General features: G+C 71.2%; 14 protein-coding genes, 2 tRNA genes and 1 pseudogene. 8 read left to right on the top strand and 9 right to left on the bottom strand.

All coding sequences use genetic code 11. The annotated features are described in order from the left end of the window. The first annotated feature begins 6 nt into the window (after nt 1–6). Nucleotides 7–603 (top strand): carboxymuconolactone decarboxylase family protein, encoded by a 597-nt coding sequence (locus tag BU204_RS04445; RefSeq protein WP_075124240.1) that lies wholly within the window; start codon nt 7–9, stop codon nt 601–603. Here BU204_RS04445 and BU204_RS04440 read toward each other — a convergent pair. Beyond that, nucleotides 584–1,510 (bottom strand): sigma-70 family RNA polymerase sigma factor, encoded by a 927-nt coding sequence (locus BU204_RS04440; protein WP_075124239.1) that lies wholly within the window; start codon nt 1,508–1,510, stop codon nt 584–586. The genes BU204_RS04445 and BU204_RS04440 overlap by 20 nt on opposite strands. 57 nt (nt 1,511–1,567) lie before the next feature. Here BU204_RS04440 and dnaG point away from each other — a divergent pair, with 57 nt between their 5' ends. The 3 genes from dnaG to BU204_RS04425 all read left to right on the top strand — a co-directional run bounded on the left by dnaG (nt 1,568) and on the right by BU204_RS04425 (nt 4,895). Continuing rightward, a complete protein-coding gene (gene dnaG / locus BU204_RS04435; RefSeq protein WP_075124238.1) occupies nt 1,568–3,478 on the top strand; it encodes a DNA primase in 1,911 nt (636 codons plus the stop codon). After that, nucleotides 3,475–4,002: a hypothetical protein gene (locus BU204_RS04430; RefSeq protein ID WP_143229305.1), complete on the top strand. Its 528-nt coding sequence runs from the start codon at nt 3,475–3,477 to the stop codon at nt 4,000–4,002. Before dnaG ends, BU204_RS04430 begins: the two co-directional genes overlap by 4 nt. 128 nt (nt 4,003–4,130) lie before the next feature. Then, nucleotides 4,131–4,895, top strand: coding sequence for a trans-aconitate 2-methyltransferase (locus BU204_RS04425; RefSeq protein WP_075124330.1), 765 nt, complete (start codon nt 4,131–4,133; stop codon nt 4,893–4,895). Nucleotides 4,896–4,920: 25 nt separating this feature from the next. On the opposite strand, the gene BU204_RS04420 is transcribed toward BU204_RS04425, so the two are convergent. Both BU204_RS04420 and BU204_RS04415 read right to left on the bottom strand, forming a co-directional pair. After that, nucleotides 4,921–5,418: a GNAT family N-acetyltransferase gene (locus tag BU204_RS04420; protein ID WP_233159271.1), complete on the bottom strand. Its 498-nt coding sequence runs from the start codon at nt 5,416–5,418 to the stop codon at nt 4,921–4,923. A gap of 158 nt (nt 5,419–5,576) precedes the next feature. Next, a complete protein-coding gene (locus BU204_RS04415) occupies nt 5,577–7,736 on the bottom strand; it encodes an MMPL family transporter (protein ID WP_075124237.1) in 2,160 nt (719 codons plus the stop codon). A 140-nt stretch (nt 7,737–7,876) separates the two neighbouring features. On the opposite strand from BU204_RS04415, the gene BU204_RS04410 reads away from it, so the two are divergent. Together BU204_RS04410 and BU204_RS04405 are read left to right on the top strand one after the other, a co-directional pair. Beyond that, nucleotides 7,877–8,428, top strand: a complete 552-nt coding sequence (locus BU204_RS04410; RefSeq protein WP_075124236.1) for a TetR/AcrR family transcriptional regulator — start codon at nt 7,877–7,879, stop codon at nt 8,426–8,428. A gap of 62 nt (nt 8,429–8,490) precedes the next feature. Then, the gene (locus BU204_RS04405) at nt 8,491–9,390 is read left to right on the top strand and encodes an SMP-30/gluconolactonase/LRE family protein (protein ID WP_075124235.1); all 900 of its coding nucleotides are present in this window, start codon (nt 8,491–8,493) and stop codon (nt 9,388–9,390) included. A gap of 15 nt (nt 9,391–9,405) precedes the next feature. Here BU204_RS04405 and add read toward each other — a convergent pair whose 3' ends face one another. Continuing rightward, the gene (gene add, locus BU204_RS04400) at nt 9,406–10,425 is read right to left on the bottom strand and encodes an adenosine deaminase (protein ID WP_075124234.1); all 1,020 of its coding nucleotides are present in this window, start codon (nt 10,423–10,425) and stop codon (nt 9,406–9,408) included. Beyond that, entirely contained in the window at nt 10,400–10,648 is a 249-nt protein-coding gene (locus tag BU204_RS04395) for a hypothetical protein (protein WP_075124233.1), read from the bottom strand. Before BU204_RS04395 ends, add begins: the two co-directional genes overlap by 26 nt. Before the next feature lie 132 nt (nt 10,649–10,780). On the opposite strand from BU204_RS04395, the gene BU204_RS04390 reads away from it, so the two are divergent. After that, nucleotides 10,781–10,853 (top strand) — tRNA-Asn (locus tag BU204_RS04390). A 321-nt stretch (nt 10,854–11,174) separates the two neighbouring features. Beyond that, nucleotides 11,175–11,251: transfer RNA gene (locus BU204_RS04385), tRNA-Ile, on the top strand. Between the two features lie 151 nt (nt 11,252–11,402). Here BU204_RS04385 and BU204_RS04380 read toward each other — a convergent pair. The 4 genes and pseudogenes from BU204_RS04380 to BU204_RS04365 all read right to left on the bottom strand — a co-directional run. Next, nucleotides 11,403–11,747: pseudogene (locus BU204_RS04380) on the bottom strand (pentapeptide repeat-containing protein); the annotation flags it as partial. Beyond that, nucleotides 11,675–12,199: a pentapeptide repeat-containing protein gene (locus BU204_RS04375; protein WP_233159296.1), complete on the bottom strand. Its 525-nt coding sequence runs from the start codon at nt 12,197–12,199 to the stop codon at nt 11,675–11,677. The gene BU204_RS04375 and the pseudogene BU204_RS04380, both read right to left, overlap by 73 nt. 477 nt (nt 12,200–12,676) lie before the next feature. Beyond that, nucleotides 12,677–12,940 (bottom strand): DUF3040 domain-containing protein, encoded by a 264-nt coding sequence (locus tag BU204_RS04370; RefSeq protein WP_075124231.1) that lies wholly within the window; start codon nt 12,938–12,940, stop codon nt 12,677–12,679. Nucleotides 12,941–13,039: 99 nt separating this feature from the next. Beyond that, complete coding sequence (locus BU204_RS04365) at nt 13,040–14,368, bottom strand: hypothetical protein (RefSeq protein ID WP_075124230.1); 1,329 nt, start codon at nt 14,366–14,368, stop codon at nt 13,040–13,042. Nucleotides 14,369–14,485 lie beyond the last annotated feature (117 nt).

The following is a 14,485-nucleotide window of genomic DNA, read 5'->3' as shown; positions in this document are numbered from 1 at the left end:
GGAGAAATGCCGAGAGTCCCCGGAGTACCCACCAAGCAGGCCGGCCCGTTGCTGCGTGTCCTGTACCGGATCGTGACCCGACGATTCGGTGCGGTGCCCGAGCCGCTCACGGTGCTCGCCCACCACCGCAAGCTGATGATGGCGAGCGGCCGCCACGAGCTCGCCGTGGAGAAGGCCAGCACCGTGCTGCCCGCCAACATCCGGGAGATCGCGGTCTACCGGGTGGCCCAGCAGATCGGCTGTTCCTGGTGTGTGGACTTCGGCACCATGTTGCAGAAGCACGAAGGGTTGGACATCGAACGGCTCCGGCAGATCGACGACTACCGCGACTCGAGCGCCTACACCCACCAGGAACGGCTCGCGATCGCCTACGCCGACGCGATGACCGCCAACCCGGTGGGCGTGACCGACGAGCAGGTCGCCGAGCTCCGTGCGGAGTTCGGCGATCGGGGTGTGCTCGAGCTGACCTACCAGATCGGCCTGGAGAACATGCGCGCACGCTCCTACAGTGCGCTGGGGATCCGGGACCAGGGCTTCACCTCGGGCGACGCCTGCCGGGTCCCGGTGCCGGCCGACGCGCCGGTCAGAAGTCCAGGTGCCTGAGCTTGTCCGGGTTGGCGATGTCGTAGATCGCCGTGATCCGGCCGTCGTGAACGGTGAAGGCCGCGATCCGCCGCGCGATCTCGGGGTAGGGGGCCTCGGCGGGGACCTCGGGCACCGCCATCCCCAGATCGCCGTTCACCAGCACCAGCTCGCCGTTGACGAGCCGGTGCTGGCCATACCGGCCAACCAGGGCGGACAGGAAGCGGATGATCTTGTCCGCGCCGTGCATGGGGCGGCGGGCGGTGCTGGTCTTGCCGTCGCTGTCGCCGATGAGCACCGCGTCCGGGTGCAGCAACCGGACCACGGAGTCGATGTCGCCGGCCACGATCGCGGTCAGCAACCGCTCGACGAGCGCGCGTTGCTCCTCGAGCGTCGCACGCGGCGGTGGGGCGGCGTCGGTGGCGGCCCGGCGTCCTCTCGAGGCGTGCTGGCGGGCTGTGGCCTCCGCGCAGCCGAGGACCCGAGCGATCTCGGCGAACGGCATGTCGAACGCGTCGTGCAGGACGAACGCGACGCGTTGCTCCGGTGTCAGCAGGTCGAGCACCACCATGGCGGCCAGACGCACCTCGTCCGACCGCACGACCGTCTCGAGTGGATCATCACTCACCGGGGTGCCGAACGGGGTGACGATCGGCTCGGGCAGCCATGGCCCCACGTACCGCTCGCGTCGGGCGGCCGCGGAACGCAGCCGGTCCAGGCACACGTGACCGACGACGGTGGTCAGCCACGCGCGCAGGTCGCGGATGTCGGCGCGCCGCTCATCGTCCAACCCGGACAGTCGGAGCCAGGCCTCCTGCACGGCGTCCTCGGCATCGGACAGCCGACCGGTCAACCGGTACGCCACCCCGACGAGGTGCCGTCGGTGCTCGGTGAACTGCTCGGCGAGAACCTCGTCGCTGACCGTCACGACGGCATCGTATGACCTCTCCGCCGGCGGGCGGGCGACCCGCCTAGACTCGGGTCCATGGCGGGGCGGATCCGGGAGAGCGACATCGCGCAGGTGCGCGAACGAAACCGGATCGACGACATCGTGGGGGAGTACGTCTCGCTGCGGCGCGCCGGCGGGGGTGCGTTGAAGGGCCTGTGTCCCTTCCACGACGAGAAGACGCCCTCGTTCAACGTGCGTTCCTCGCACGGGACGTTCCACTGCTTCGGCTGCGGCGAGGGCGGCGACGTCATCGCGTTCCTGATGAAGATCGACCACCTCAGCTTCGTCGAAGCGGTCGAGCGGCTCGCCGAGCGCACCGGTATCACGCTCACCTACGAGGGGGGCGCCCCCAGCCGACAGCGCGACCGGGGCACGCGGTTGCGGCTGGTGGAGGCCCATCGCGCGGCCGCCGAGTTCTATGCCGAGCAGCTCCGCTCGCCGGAGGCCGCCAAGGCCCGTGACTACCTCGACCAGCGGGGCTTCGACGAGGCCGCACGGACGACGTTCGGCTGCGGGTTCGCGCCCGCCGGGTGGGACCGGTTGACCAAGTACCTGCTGGGCCGGGGTTTCGAGCTCGAGGAGCTGTACCGGGCACAGCTGTCGAAGGAGGGCCGGCAGGGGCCGATCGACCGGTTCCACCGTCGGCTGCTGTGGCCGATCAAGGACCTGGGCGGTGACGTCGTCGGCTTCGGGGCGCGCCGGATCTTCGACGACGACCCCATCCAGGCCAAGTACCTCAACACCAGCGAGAGCCCCATCTACAAGAAGTCCCAGGTGCTGTTCGGACTCGATCTGGCCAAGCGGGAGATCGCCCGCCGGCACCAGGTGGTCGTGGTGGAGGGCTACACCGACGTCATGGCCATGCACCTGTCCGGTGTGCCGACGGCCGTGGCCACCTGCGGCACCGCCTTCGGCGACGACCACCTGAGCGTGCTGCGCCGGCTGCTGATGGACGACGACGCGTTCCGGGGCGAGGTGGTCTTCACCTTCGACGGTGACGAGGCCGGCCAGAAGGCCGCGATGAAGGCGTTCGAGGGTGACCAGCAGTTCGCCGGGCAGACCTACATCGCCGTGGCGCCCGACGGCATGGACCCGTGCGAGCTGCGGCAGGCGAAGAACGAGACCGCCGTGCGTGACCTGGTGGCCCGCCGGCAGCCGCTGCTCGAGTTCGCGCTGCGGACCAAGCTGCGCGACTTCGACCTCGACTCGGTGGACGGCCAGGTCAGCGCGTTGAAGGAGCTGGTCCCGCTGGTCGCCCAGATCAAGGACGAGGCCAAGCGGGACGGCTACGCGACCAAGCTCGCGTTCTGGACGGGTTGGCAGGACGAGGCGATGGTGGTGCGCCGGGTCCGGGAGAGCGCCGGTGTCGCCCCCGTCCAGCCCAAGCGCCGCGGCCGTCCCCAGCCCGCCGTCCCCGGTCAGGGCGCGCTCGCCGTGGACGTCGACGGGCCGCCGCGCCCACCCCGCAACGACCCCCGGCTCTGGGTGCAGCGCGAGGCGCTCAAGGCCGCACTGCAGGCCCCCGAGCTGGCCGGGCCCTACTACGACAGCTCCGTGCCCAAGGAGGCCTTCACCCACCCCGCGTACCGAGAGCTGCACGAGGCCCTGCTCGCGGTGGGCGGCACGTCCTCGGGCCTTTCCGGGCCGGCGCTGGTCGACGCGGCCACTCAGGCCTGCCCGCACCAGACCGTGCGGTCGCTGGTCACCGAGCTGGCCGTGGAGGCCATGCACCACAAGGCGGAGCCCGACGCGCGCTACGTCGGCAGCCTGATCGCGGCGCTGCAGGAGACCGTGGTGGCCAACCAGATCGCCGAGCTCAAGTCGCGGCTGCAGCGGCTCTCCCCGGTCGAGGACGCCGACGACTACCGCACGCTGTTCGGCGACCTGGTGGCGTTGGAGCAGTACCGCAAGGCACTGGGGGACCAGGCGGCTGGAGGACTGTCGTGACGGGACTGCTGCGGCGGTTGTTCGGCGGTGGGGTGCCGCCCGAGCTCGAGGGGGCACTGGAGCGGGACGAGCACGTCGTGGCGACGGCGGGGCTGCGTGGCGGCGGCTCCCTCTTCGCCACCTCGTACGGGCTCTGGGTGCCGGGCAGGGACGGGCCGCGGCGGGTTGGCTGGCACCTGGTCAGCAAGGTCACCTGGGGCAACGGCCAGCTGGAGCTGGTCGAGGCACAGGAGACCGGCACCGCCGGCGAGGCCGTCCTGCTCACCGACCTGCGACCGGCGCGCTATGCCCTGGAGCGGCCGAACAAGCTGCCCGACGTCGTACACGCGCGCGTGAACGGGTCGATCCGGTCCCGGCACCGGCAGGAGCTGCCCGGGGGAGGGGCGTGGTTCGTGCAGCGCAGGATTCCGGGGCGGGACGGCGTCGTGCTGCAGGTCAGGGCCGACGCGGGTGTCGACGAGCAGGCAGTGCGCCGGGTGGCGGCCGAGGTGGCCACGAAGATCCGCCAGGCACTGGACGAGTAAGTCCTGAGGCCTCGGTGCTTCTGCCGGCCGGCAAGGGCCGCCGGTGAGCCGAAGATCAGTCTTCGACACACTCGGGACTCGATCATCTAGAGTAAGCGGTACGTACGTACGGTTTGCTGGAGGTGTTCATGTGGGATCCCGGGAAGTACCTCGAGTACGCCGATCATCGCTCGCGGCCGTTCTTCGACCTGCTGGGCCGGGTGCGGGTGGAGTCACCGCGCCGGGTCGCGGACCTCGGCTGCGGTCCCGGCAACCTCACCGCCACCCTCGCGCAGCGGTGGCCCTCCGCCAAGGTCGAGGCGATGGACTCCTCGCCGGAGATGGTCGAGGCCGCCCGCGGCCGCGGGCTCGACGCCGAGGTGGGCGACGTCCGGGAGTGGGCTCCGCGCCCCGACATCGACGTGGTCGTGTCGAACGCCGTACTGCAGTGGGTGCCCGGACACCCCGAGCTGCTCGCCCGGTGGGTCGGCCGGCTCCCGACCGGGGCGTGGCTGGCCTTCCAGGTGCCGGGGAACTTCGGCGCACCCTCCCACGTCGAGGTGCGCTCGCTGGTCGCGACCCAGCGCTGGCGGGCCCGCCTGGAACCGGTGGCGCTGCGCGAGGAGGACGCCGTGCTCGACCCGGCCGGCTACGCCACCGTGCTGAGCGACGCCGGGTGCGAGGTGGACGCCTGGGAGACCACCTACCTGCAGCGGCTCACCGGCGCGGACGCGGTGCTGGAGTGGGTCACCGGCACCGCGCTGCGCCCGATCCGGTCCGCTCTCGACGAGCGGTCCTGGCAGGAGTTCCGGGGCGAACTCGCACCCCGGTTGCGCGCCGCCTACCCCGTCAGGGACGACGGCACGACCTGGTTCCCGTTCCGCCGCGTCTTCGTGGTCGCCCGGGTCCGCTGATCGGGCTCCCTGCGCCTGTGCGCGGTCAGATCTGGCGCGTCATGAACACACTGTGCGGGTCCGGTCGGTAGTCCGCGAACGGCTCGCAGTAGTCGAAACCGAACTTCTCGTACAGCTTCCTCGCCGGTAGGAAGAACTCCGCCGAGCCGGTTTCCAGGCTCAGCCGCGAGAGACCCATCCGCCGGGCCTCGTCGATGAGGTGTGCCAACAACATCGAGGCGACCCCGCCCCGGGTGCGGGCCGGGCGGGTCCGCATCGACTTGACCTCCGCGTGGCCGGCGTCCAGCCTCTTGATCGCGGCGCACCCGACGAGGACGTCCCCGTCGATCGCCGACCAGAAGGTGACCTCTGGCTTGCGAAGCTCGTCCAGGTCGAGTGCGTGCTTGCTCTCAAGTGGAGTGATGGCCCGCATCTGCTCGAGATGCTCGGCGAGGAGCTCGGCGATCTCGGGCCCCGACAGGTCGTCCACCACCACGCGCAGACCCGCTCGTGGGGTCTCGGCACCAGCTGTCTCCTCAAGCACTCCGAGACGGTAACGCGCGCGGGGCCGGAGCGTCGCCGTGACGAGGTCCACCCGTTCGAGTGGAGGCCGGCTGTAACAACGCGAGGGCGACGGACGATCTCGCGGTTGACCCTGCGGTGCTGCCGGACCCCCGACCTGGCAGCACCGCAGGGTTTCGTTCACGCGGAGCCGACGTCCGCCGTGTCCCGCTGGTTCACCGCCGGGGTCTGCGGGCGGTCGCCGTGGCCGGGCCACCACGCCTTGTGCCCGAGCAGCGCGGTGATCCCCGGCACGAGGAACATCGACATCACGAACGCCGCGATCAGAATGCCGAGCGACACCGCGAAGCCCATCTCCACGAGGAACGAGACCCCGGCGAGGATCATCGAGGCGAACGTGCCGGCCAGGATGAGCCCTGCCGCCCCGACGGACGGGCCGCCGTGCTCGACGGCCAGGGTTGCCGCCTTGCGGGGGTCGTTGCCGAGCTTCGCCTCCTCCCGTAGGCGGGCGATCATCAGGATGTTGTAGTCCGTTCCGATCGCCACCACGAACAGGTAGACCAGCATCGGCAGCATGAACGACACGCCCGGCCGGTCACCGATGCCCTGGAAGGCCAACACTGTCGCGCCCATCGTGCTGAAGAAGCCGAGGACGACGGCCACCATCAGGTAGAGCGGCGCGACCAGGCTGCGCAGCAGCAGCCCCAGCACGATGGCGATGAACAGGCCGGCCACCGGGAAGATCACCCACAGGTCGCGGGTGTTCGCGCTCCTGATGTCGGCGAAGGCCGACGTGATCCCGCCGACGTAGGCCTTCGTGCCCTCCGGCGCCTCGCTCTTGGCGAAGTCCCGCAGCTCGCCCTCCACCAGGTCGAGCGACGCGTTGGCGTACGGGCTGCTGTCCAACATCAGGTCGATCTGGCCGATCGTCCCGTCCTCGCTGAACGTCACGGGACCGGTCGGGCCCGGCCGCACCGCGCCAACGCCCGGGACCTCGGCCAGCTCGCCGGCGTAGGCGTTCATCGCGGCCTGGTCGAGCGCGCCGTTCTCGGACTCGACGAGCACCGAGGTCGGGTTCAACGCCCCGGGCGGGAACCCGGACTCCATGTACTCCAGCCCGCGCGCGGACTCGGTGTCGGCAGGCAGCTGCCCGGTCTGGTCGTAGTCGGTGTTGAAGCCGATCATTCCCAGTGCCAGCACGACCATCAGGCCGCCGGAGACCAGCGCCACGACGCCGGGGCGACGCCCGGTGAACGCGCCGAGCCGCTGGAACGTGGTGCCCTTCGGCGTGCGCTGCCAGGACTTCGACGGCCAGAACACCTTCGTGCCGAGCAGCGACACCACCGCCGGGATCAGCGTCACCGACGCCAGTGCCATCAGCGCGACGGCGATCGAGAGGCTGGGGCCGAAGCTGCGGAACCCACCGAACACAGCCAGCAGCAGGGCGCTGAACGCGATGATGATCGCCGCGGCGGCGGAGGCGATGACCTCACCCACCCGGGCCACCGACTTGACCAGTGCCTGCTTCGGGTCCTCGCCCGCCCGCAGCTGCTCCCGGAAGCGGAACAGCAGGAACACGATGTAGTCGGTGCCCACGCCGTAGAGCACGATCGTCATCACGATCTGCACGGACTGGTCGACCTGGAAGTTGAACGCCTGCGCGAGCCAGGCGATGAGGCCGGGCGCGATCGCGCTCACCACGCCGACCGTCACGATCGGCAGCAGCGCTGCCACCGGGCTGCGGTAGATCAGCAGCAGCAGACCGATGATCAGCACGATCGTGGCCGCACCGACGATCACGAACGCGGTGTCGAAGGCGTCGGCGTTGTCGGCGAACATCGCGACGTCACCGGTCACCGCGTACTCCAGGCCGGTGTCCTCGAGCGCGGGTGCCGTGGTGTCCCGGATCTTGCCGATCGCCTCGACCAGGACGGGGTCGTCGCCGATGCCCTTGAGCCCGACGCTGACCAGCTGCACCTTCTTGTTCGGCGAGACGGCCTGCTCCCCGGTCACCACCTGCGTGACGCGCTCGATGTCCGCGCCCTGCAGCTCCTGCGCGAGATCCCCGATCGCACCGGTGTCCTGCTGGCTGAGCTCGGCACCGTCCTCGCGCCGCACCACGATCGTGGCGCTCGAGTCGTTCTGCTCCCCGAACGCTCGCGTGGCGAGCTCGCCGGCCTGGACCGACTCGTAGTCCGAAGGCAGGAAGTTGGACTGGTCGCTGGTCACCACGTCGCCCAGCGCCGGGGCGAAGGAGACCACGGCGACCGTGATCAGCACCCACCCGGCGATCACTTTCCACGGGTTGTGGACGACGAATCGCCCCAATCGTTCGAACATCAGACCTCCCCTTGAATGACGCCCAACTGGCGCGGAACGCAGTCTACCTGCCGCCCGGTAGGTAAGATCCACTGCGGTGGCCAGACGCGCGGAACGCTAACGTTGACCGACTGAGAAAGTCCTGAGGGAAGGTGGCGTGGATGGACGGGGACACTCGCGACAAGATTCGTGAGGTAGCCCTCGAGCTGTTCTCCACGCGCGGCTTCGACCAGACCAGCCTGCGGGAGATCGCCGAACGGGTCGGGCTGACGAAGGCGTCCCTGTACTACCACTACTCCTCGAAACAGGCCCTGCTCAGCGCGATCGTCGCCCCGCTGGTCGACGGCTGGCAGGAGGTCCTGGACTTCGCCTCCAACCAACCGCACACGCCGGCCGCCGTCCGCGATGTCCTCGCCCGCATCCTCGACGTGATGCTCGACAACCGTTCCCTGGTCGGGATCTTCATGCGCGATCCGGCCGGGGTGGTCGCCGCTGCGGAGTCGATCTGGCAGGACATGATCGACATGGGGAACCAGCTCGCGACGTGGCTGGCCGGCCCGGCACCCACGACCGCCGAGCAGCTGCGCGCGATCGCGGCGATGGAGGTCCTCGGTGCCGCGCTGAGCGCGAGTGCCTACCTCAAGGAGGAGGTCTCGGACGAGGAGATGCGCGAGGTGCTGCTCGACTCCGCGCTGGGTGCCATGCGGCTCTGAGCCCTTCCCGCGCCGCGTGCGTAGGTTGGAGATGTCCCATGCCCCCAACGAAGGATGCCGTGATGCTCCGACGCGTTGGACTCTCCCTGCTCGTCGCCGCCCTGGCGTTGTTCGGCCTCGCGCCCGCCGCCTCGGCCGGCTCCCTGTTTCCCGCGACGATCCCCCTGCCCAACGGGTTCCAGCCCGAGGGCATCGCGATCGGCCCCGGCCCGGTCGCGTACCTCGGCTCGCTCGCCGACGGGTCGATCTACAAGGTCGACCTTGTGACGGGGCGCGGCCGCATCGTCAGCACCGGGCCGGGCACCCCGTCGGTCGGGATGAAGACCGACGCCCGCGGTCGCCTGTTCGTCGCCGGTGGTGCCGCCGGCAACGCGCGGGTGGTCGACACCCGCTCCGGCCGTGTCCTGGCGAGCTACCAGCTCGCGTCCGGTACCGCGTTCGTCAACGACGTGGTGCTGACCCCGACCGCCGCGTGGTTCACCGACTCGCTCAACCCGGTGCTGTACCGCCTGCCGCTGTCCGGTGGTCGCCTGCCCGCCCGCGCCGAGGTCGTCCCGCTGACCGGCGATCTGGTCTACCAGCAGGGCTTCAACGCCAACGGGATCGCGCGGACCCCGGACGGTCGGGACCTCCTGGTCGTGCAGTCGAACACGGGCTCGCTGTTCCGGGTGGAGCGCAACGGCGTCACCCACCGGGTCGCCGTGCCGATCACGCTCACCAACGGCGACGGCCTGCTGCTCCGCGGCCGCACGCTGTACGTGGTGCAGAACCGGCTGAACACCGTGACCGCCCTGCGCGTACGCGGTGACTCGACGACGGTGGTCGACCAGATCACCGACCCGCGCTTCGACGTCCCGACGACCGTCGGCTACTTCGCCGGCCGGCTCTACCTGCCCAACGCTCGCTTCGGCACCCCGCCCGGCCCGACCACCGAGTACCAGGTCGTGGCCGTGCGCCCGTGAGCCCGGGCCCGGCGTTCAGCCGGGGGAGTCCCGGCTCCACCGGTCGACCGCGGCCAGGAGGTCCCGCCTGACCGCCTCGGGGGCGGCGGAGCCGTGAATGCTCCCCGCGGCCAGCGCGGCGAGCTGGTGGTCGTCGAGGCCGAGGACCTCGCGGCAGATCGTGTACTGGCCGACGAGTCCGGTACCGAACAGCAGCGGGTCGTCGGTCGCGACGGCCACCGGGACGCCCGCGTCCACCAGGGTGCGCAGCGGGATAGTCGCCAGCTCGTGCACGCCGAACGGCGGGTAGGAGGTGGGGCAGAGCTCGAGCACCACCTGCCGCCGGGCGAGGAGCTCGAGTGCCGCCGGGTCGGCCGCGGCGGCCGTGCCGTGGCCGATGCGGTTGGCGCCGAGGTAGCGCACGCAGTCCAGCACGTGCTCGGCGCCGGTGTAGAACCCGGAGTGCGGGGTGGCCACCAGGCCGGCGTCCCGCGCCACACGGAACGCGGGCGCGAAGTCGGCCACGGTGGCGTTGCGCTCGTCGTTGGACAGGCCGAACCCGACCACCCCCTGGCCGGCGTACTCGGCCGCGAGCCGCGCGAGCCGTTCGGCGTGCTCGGGTGGGCGCGTCCAGCTGGACGCGACGATCACGCCGGTGGGAATGGGCGCCTCCCGGGCACCCGCGAGCACGGCCTCAACGGCCGCGCGAAGCCCGCCGAGTGCGGGGGCGTAGGAGGTGGGGTCGACCTGGAGTTCCAGCCATCCGCAGCCGTCGCGGGCGTCGTCCTCGGCGGCCTCGACGACGACCCGGCGAACGTCCTCCGGAGTGCCGATGGCCTGCCGCGCCGCGTCGTACCGGCCCTGGAAGTCGGCCCAGGTGCCGACGGCGCGGGGGAGCGGCGGTGGGACGGCGACGCCGCGGCGGGCCGCGAGCTCGGCCAGCGTGGCCGGCCGCATGGCGCCGGTGAGGTGCAGGTGGAGGTTGGCCTTGGCGAGCCCCCGCACGTCACGTGCGGGGGCCCGAGCCGGATCAGGGCTGGTGGTAGGCCGGTTCACTCACGTTCCGCCGGCCGTTGGTGTTCTGCGCGGTCGCGGACTTGCTCCGGCCGCCCAGCCCGACCTTCTCGCCGACCTTGGCCCGCGCGACGCCGGCAGCGCCCTGCACCGCGGGGTGATCGGCGACCTTGCGGTACGTGCGCACGATCTGGTCGTAACGCCCGCGGCCGGCCTTGGCCCCGAGCACGTACCCAACCGCGGCGCCCAGCACGAACGCCTTCATCTCATCACCCTCCAAGGCTCGCCTGCTGTGTAGTGCCATCTTCCCCCAGTCCGGCACGACTTGCCGGCCGGCGGAGAACCTCCTCGCGCCATGCGCTAGAGTTGGGTCCCGCCGGCACGAACCGGTGAGCGATCCTCCATAGCTCAATTGGCAGAGCATTCGGCTGTTAACCGAAGGGTTGTTGGTTCGAGTCCAACTGGAGGAGCTTAAGGGCCTGGTCACAGGCCCTTTTTTGTGTCATCTGACCGGGCTGAGGGTCACGTCCAGTCCGTCCTCGGGGTGGTGGGTCCACGAGGCGGAGACCGTTCCCCACGTGGCTTCCCGCGCGCGAGAACCCCGCACCCGGCAGTGCCCCTGCCGAAGCGGAGCCGCGACGAGGAGAACCGCCGATGGGGGAGTGCGCCGTGTGGTGGCGACGGGGTGTGAGGTGATCTCGACGTGGCGCCCTGTAACCTTGGAGCGCGGACACGGTCGTGGTCGCTAGGAGCTCCTGGAACTGAGCTCGGCCCAGCGTTCTTCGGTCCCAGGGGCGGTAGCTCAGTCGGTTAGAGCAGAGGACTCATAATCCTTTGGCCGTGGGTTCGAGCCCCACCCGCCCCACCAGGCAAGACCCGTCGACGCCGCATCGTGCCGAGAAAAAGCCACGAGAACGGCGAAACCTCGGAAACCACCCCGAAAACACGGGCACGCCGCGACCGCTTCCCGCAGTACCAGGCAGATCGCTCGATTCCATGTGGACGTTCCTCGTGCGGCGCTACCACCACTTGCCGGTGGTCGCGTCGCTCGTGCGGGTGCGGCTCACGATCGTGCCCACGTCGTGGTTGGCGTCGGTGAGGCGGGCGCCTCGTAGGTCCGCGCCGCGCAGGTTGGTGTCGCGGAGGTTGGCGCCGCTGAGGTTCGCGTCGCGGAGGTTGGCGCCGCTCAGGTCGGCGCCGCTGAGGTTCGCGCCGTCGAGGTTGGCTCTGCTCAGGTTCGCATTGTGGAGGGTCGCCCTGCTCAGCCTGGCACCGCTCAGGTCGGCGCCGGTCAGGTTCGCTTCGCGCAGGCGTGCCTGGGAGAGCTCGACCTCCCCGAGTTTCGCGAGCGACAGGTTCGCCTCGGTGAGGTCGGCACGAAGGAAGCTGGCGTCATAGAGGTCGCGACGGACAGGTCCGCTTCGCGCAGGCTTGCCGACGAGAGGTTCGCCCGCGTCAGGTCACCGCTGAACAGAACCGCGCGGTCCAGGCGGGCGCCGTCCAGGCGAGCGCCCCGCAGGTTCGTGTAGATCACGCTCGCCGCGCTCAGGTCCGCCCGTCGCAGGTCCGCGGAGTCGAGGTCGGCATTGCCCAGATCCGCCCTGGCGATCGCCGCCTCGCTCAGGTCCGCGCGGGCGAGGCACGTGCCGGCGAGATCGACCGCGGCATCGTCGTCATGGCCGGTGTCGCGGCGGCCGAGGACGGTGAGGGCCGCCTGGATGTCCACCTCGAGACGGTCCGGCCTGGCCGCCGGGCACCGGAACCGCGAGTCGTTCAGCTCGGCCGGCGCCGTGCTGCGGACGAAGGCCGAGACCATCTCGAGGATGGTGGGCTGGTCGCGCGGCGAGTCGCGGCTGAGGCGTTCCAGCGCGTAGATCCCACCGAGCCGGACCTGGAGCTTCTCCGGTCCGTGTTGGCCGAGTTGTTCGACGGCGCGGCTGTAACGATCCGTGTACTGGCCCTGCTCCGCGATCAGGATCTGTTCGCGGGTCGCGTCGAGCGAACCCGAGGTGAAGATCAGCGCGCCGATCGCGGCAGCCGCCGTACCGATGGAGCCGAGGGGAGCCAGAGCCGCCAGGGCCGCCAGCACCGCCGAGCGGTTCTCCCGCGGTCGCCGCGGCCGTGCCGGCGAGACGCGGCGGGCGAACCCCCGCCGTCGAACCTCCTGACGAACGCCAGGGGCATTCCGACGGGATAATCCGGGCACGTGTGCAGTATGCGCACTCGTGCCCGGAGTTCCGTCGAGATCATTCGATCGGGTGGCCGGCGCTGGGACGGCGCGCGGCCGGAGCGGCTACGAGCCGCGGGCCGCCAGGTGCAGGCCCACCCCGACCGAGATCAGCAGTGTGCCGAGGACGACCAGGACACCGGCGGCCGCCAGGGCGCCGATCACGAACATGAGCCCGCCGACCACGTCCACGGCGACGCGGGCCGCCCTTCGCTGGTGGAGCTGGGGAGGCGGCTGGTGTGTGCGCAGCATGCGGGCCAGGGCAGGGTCGTCGGTCTCGAACCACTGCTCGATCGCTCGGAGGTGACGGTCTTCGTCATGACTGAGCATGGCGACTCCATGCGTCCGTGGCCGGGCAACCCCTCCCGGGCCGGTTCCCTGCTGGTACCCCCGGCCGCCGGGTGGGAAACGTCATCCGTGAAAATCGCCTCAGGAGACTGCCGCGGGTTGCTGGTCCGGCTCGTCCCGCGGGGCTTCGAGGGTCGGCCGCCGGCCGGCGACGGTGAGGCCGAGCAGGGCGAGCGCGGCGATCCCCAGGCCGGCCACGCCCAGCAGCAGGATGTCGGGCGGTTGTGCCCGGGCGTCGGCCTGGAGCTCCCAGCGCAGGGTGATCACGGCGAGCGCCAGGAGCGCGAACGGGGTCGCGAGGCCGGCGAGCGCGGCCGGGGTGGCCGACCGGTCGGCGAGCGCGGTTCCGGCGGCCCCCGCGACGGTCACGGCGGCCACGATGGCGAGCGGGAACAGCACCGGCGTCAGCCAGGCCACCATCGTCTCGGTGGGGGTGGCGAACGCGCCCACCACGTCGACCTGGAAGAACAGCACGGTCAGGCCGGCCGCGACCAGGACCAGGGCGGCGAGGCCGACCGCCGCGCGCCGGGCCGGCAGTGCCAGCAGGACGCCCGCGGCCACGCCGACCACCAGGACCAGTGCCGCCAGGGCGGGCGTCTGGAACACCACGATGAGGGCGAACAGGAAAGCCAGGCCGAAGATCCCCAGTGACAGCCCCACGGCCGTGGCGGCGAGCAGTACCCGCCGGCCGGCGATCACGCCGGCGACGAGCCCGAGTGCGGCAAACGTGAGCGACCGGTAGAGGATCGCGTCCTCCGGCAGCCTCGTCGGCGGCAGCGGCTCCCAGATGCGGGTGACCAGGGGAGCGGCTGCCGCCAGACACCCCGCCAGCGTCACCCGCCAGGCCGGCGACGGGCACTCCGGCGGGGTCCGCACGAACACGGCGACCGCGGCGGCCACCGAGGCCAGCAGGCCGACCCCGGTACACACCGCGACCAGAAGCGGCTGGAGGTCGACGGAGAACCACGGCGAATAGCTGTGCAGCAGCGCCGCCGGCAGCAGGGGAAGCGCCGCGGCCATACCCACGAGTGCGGCGGCGGCCCCGCGGTGCCCCGCCCGCCAGCCGAGCGTGGCGGCGCCGAGGATGCCGATCAGCGTCAACACCGGGGCGGCGGCGTCGAACCACTGCTCGATGCCGACCCGCAGCGGCACCGACCCGCCCTCGAGGCGACGCAGCGCCCTGGGCACGGCGCAGAGTGCGCCGGCGAGCAGCAACCAGGACCACGAGCGCCGTGGCGCCAACTGCCAGGCGAGCAGTCCGACGACCGCCGCGAACACCGGCGCGTACCGGGCGTGTACGACGGTCGAGCCGCCCCGCAGCACCGCCGCCACCTGGGAGAGGTTCTCGTCGGCGACGAACAGGAGGCCGAGGTTCGCCGCGGCCAACCCGACCAGGATGCGACCGTTCATGTTCTCCCCCACCGAGCACGTACGTCGATCACATCCTGGCAGCGGGCCGCCCGGGTGGGTAGGCCGAACGCCAGGACGTACGTCCTGGTCCGACCTACCATGTGCTGGACAGGAGTC

Source organism: Actinophytocola xanthii (assembly GCF_001921205.1).
In the GTDB taxonomy this organism is placed as follows: domain Bacteria; phylum Actinomycetota; class Actinomycetes; order Mycobacteriales; family Pseudonocardiaceae; genus Actinophytocola; species Actinophytocola xanthii.
Note: the sequence above shows the minus strand (reverse complement) of the source record. Positions and strands in the feature narration are given on the sequence as shown.

Excerpts from the sequence above, each read along its gene's own strand:
- BU204_RS04445 (WP_075124240.1), top strand. The coding sequence starts at position 7 with ATGCCGAGAGTCCCCGGAGTACCCACCAAGCAGGCCGGCCCGTTGCTG.
- dnaG (WP_075124238.1), top strand. The coding sequence starts at position 1,568 with ATGGCGGGGCGGATCCGGGAGAGCGACATCGCGCAGGTGCGCGAACGA.
- BU204_RS04425 (WP_075124330.1), top strand. The coding sequence starts at position 4,131 with ATGTGGGATCCCGGGAAGTACCTCGAGTACGCCGATCATCGCTCGCGG.
- BU204_RS04415 (WP_075124237.1), bottom strand. The coding sequence starts at position 7,736 with ATGTTCGAACGATTGGGGCGATTCGTCGTCCACAACCCGTGGAAAGTG.
- BU204_RS04410 (WP_075124236.1), top strand. The coding sequence starts at position 7,877 with ATGGACGGGGACACTCGCGACAAGATTCGTGAGGTAGCCCTCGAGCTG.
- BU204_RS04405 (WP_075124235.1), top strand. The coding sequence starts at position 8,491 with ATGCTCCGACGCGTTGGACTCTCCCTGCTCGTCGCCGCCCTGGCGTTG.
- BU204_RS04395 (WP_075124233.1), bottom strand. The coding sequence starts at position 10,648 with ATGAAGGCGTTCGTGCTGGGCGCCGCGGTTGGGTACGTGCTCGGGGCC.
- BU204_RS04375 (WP_233159296.1), bottom strand. The coding sequence starts at position 12,199 with ATGGTCTCGGCCTTCGTCCGCAGCACGGCGCCGGCCGAGCTGAACGAC.
- BU204_RS04370 (WP_075124231.1), bottom strand. The coding sequence starts at position 12,940 with ATGCTCAGTCATGACGAAGACCGTCACCTCCGAGCGATCGAGCAGTGG.
- BU204_RS04365 (WP_075124230.1), bottom strand. The coding sequence starts at position 14,368 with ATGAACGGTCGCATCCTGGTCGGGTTGGCCGCGGCGAACCTCGGCCTC.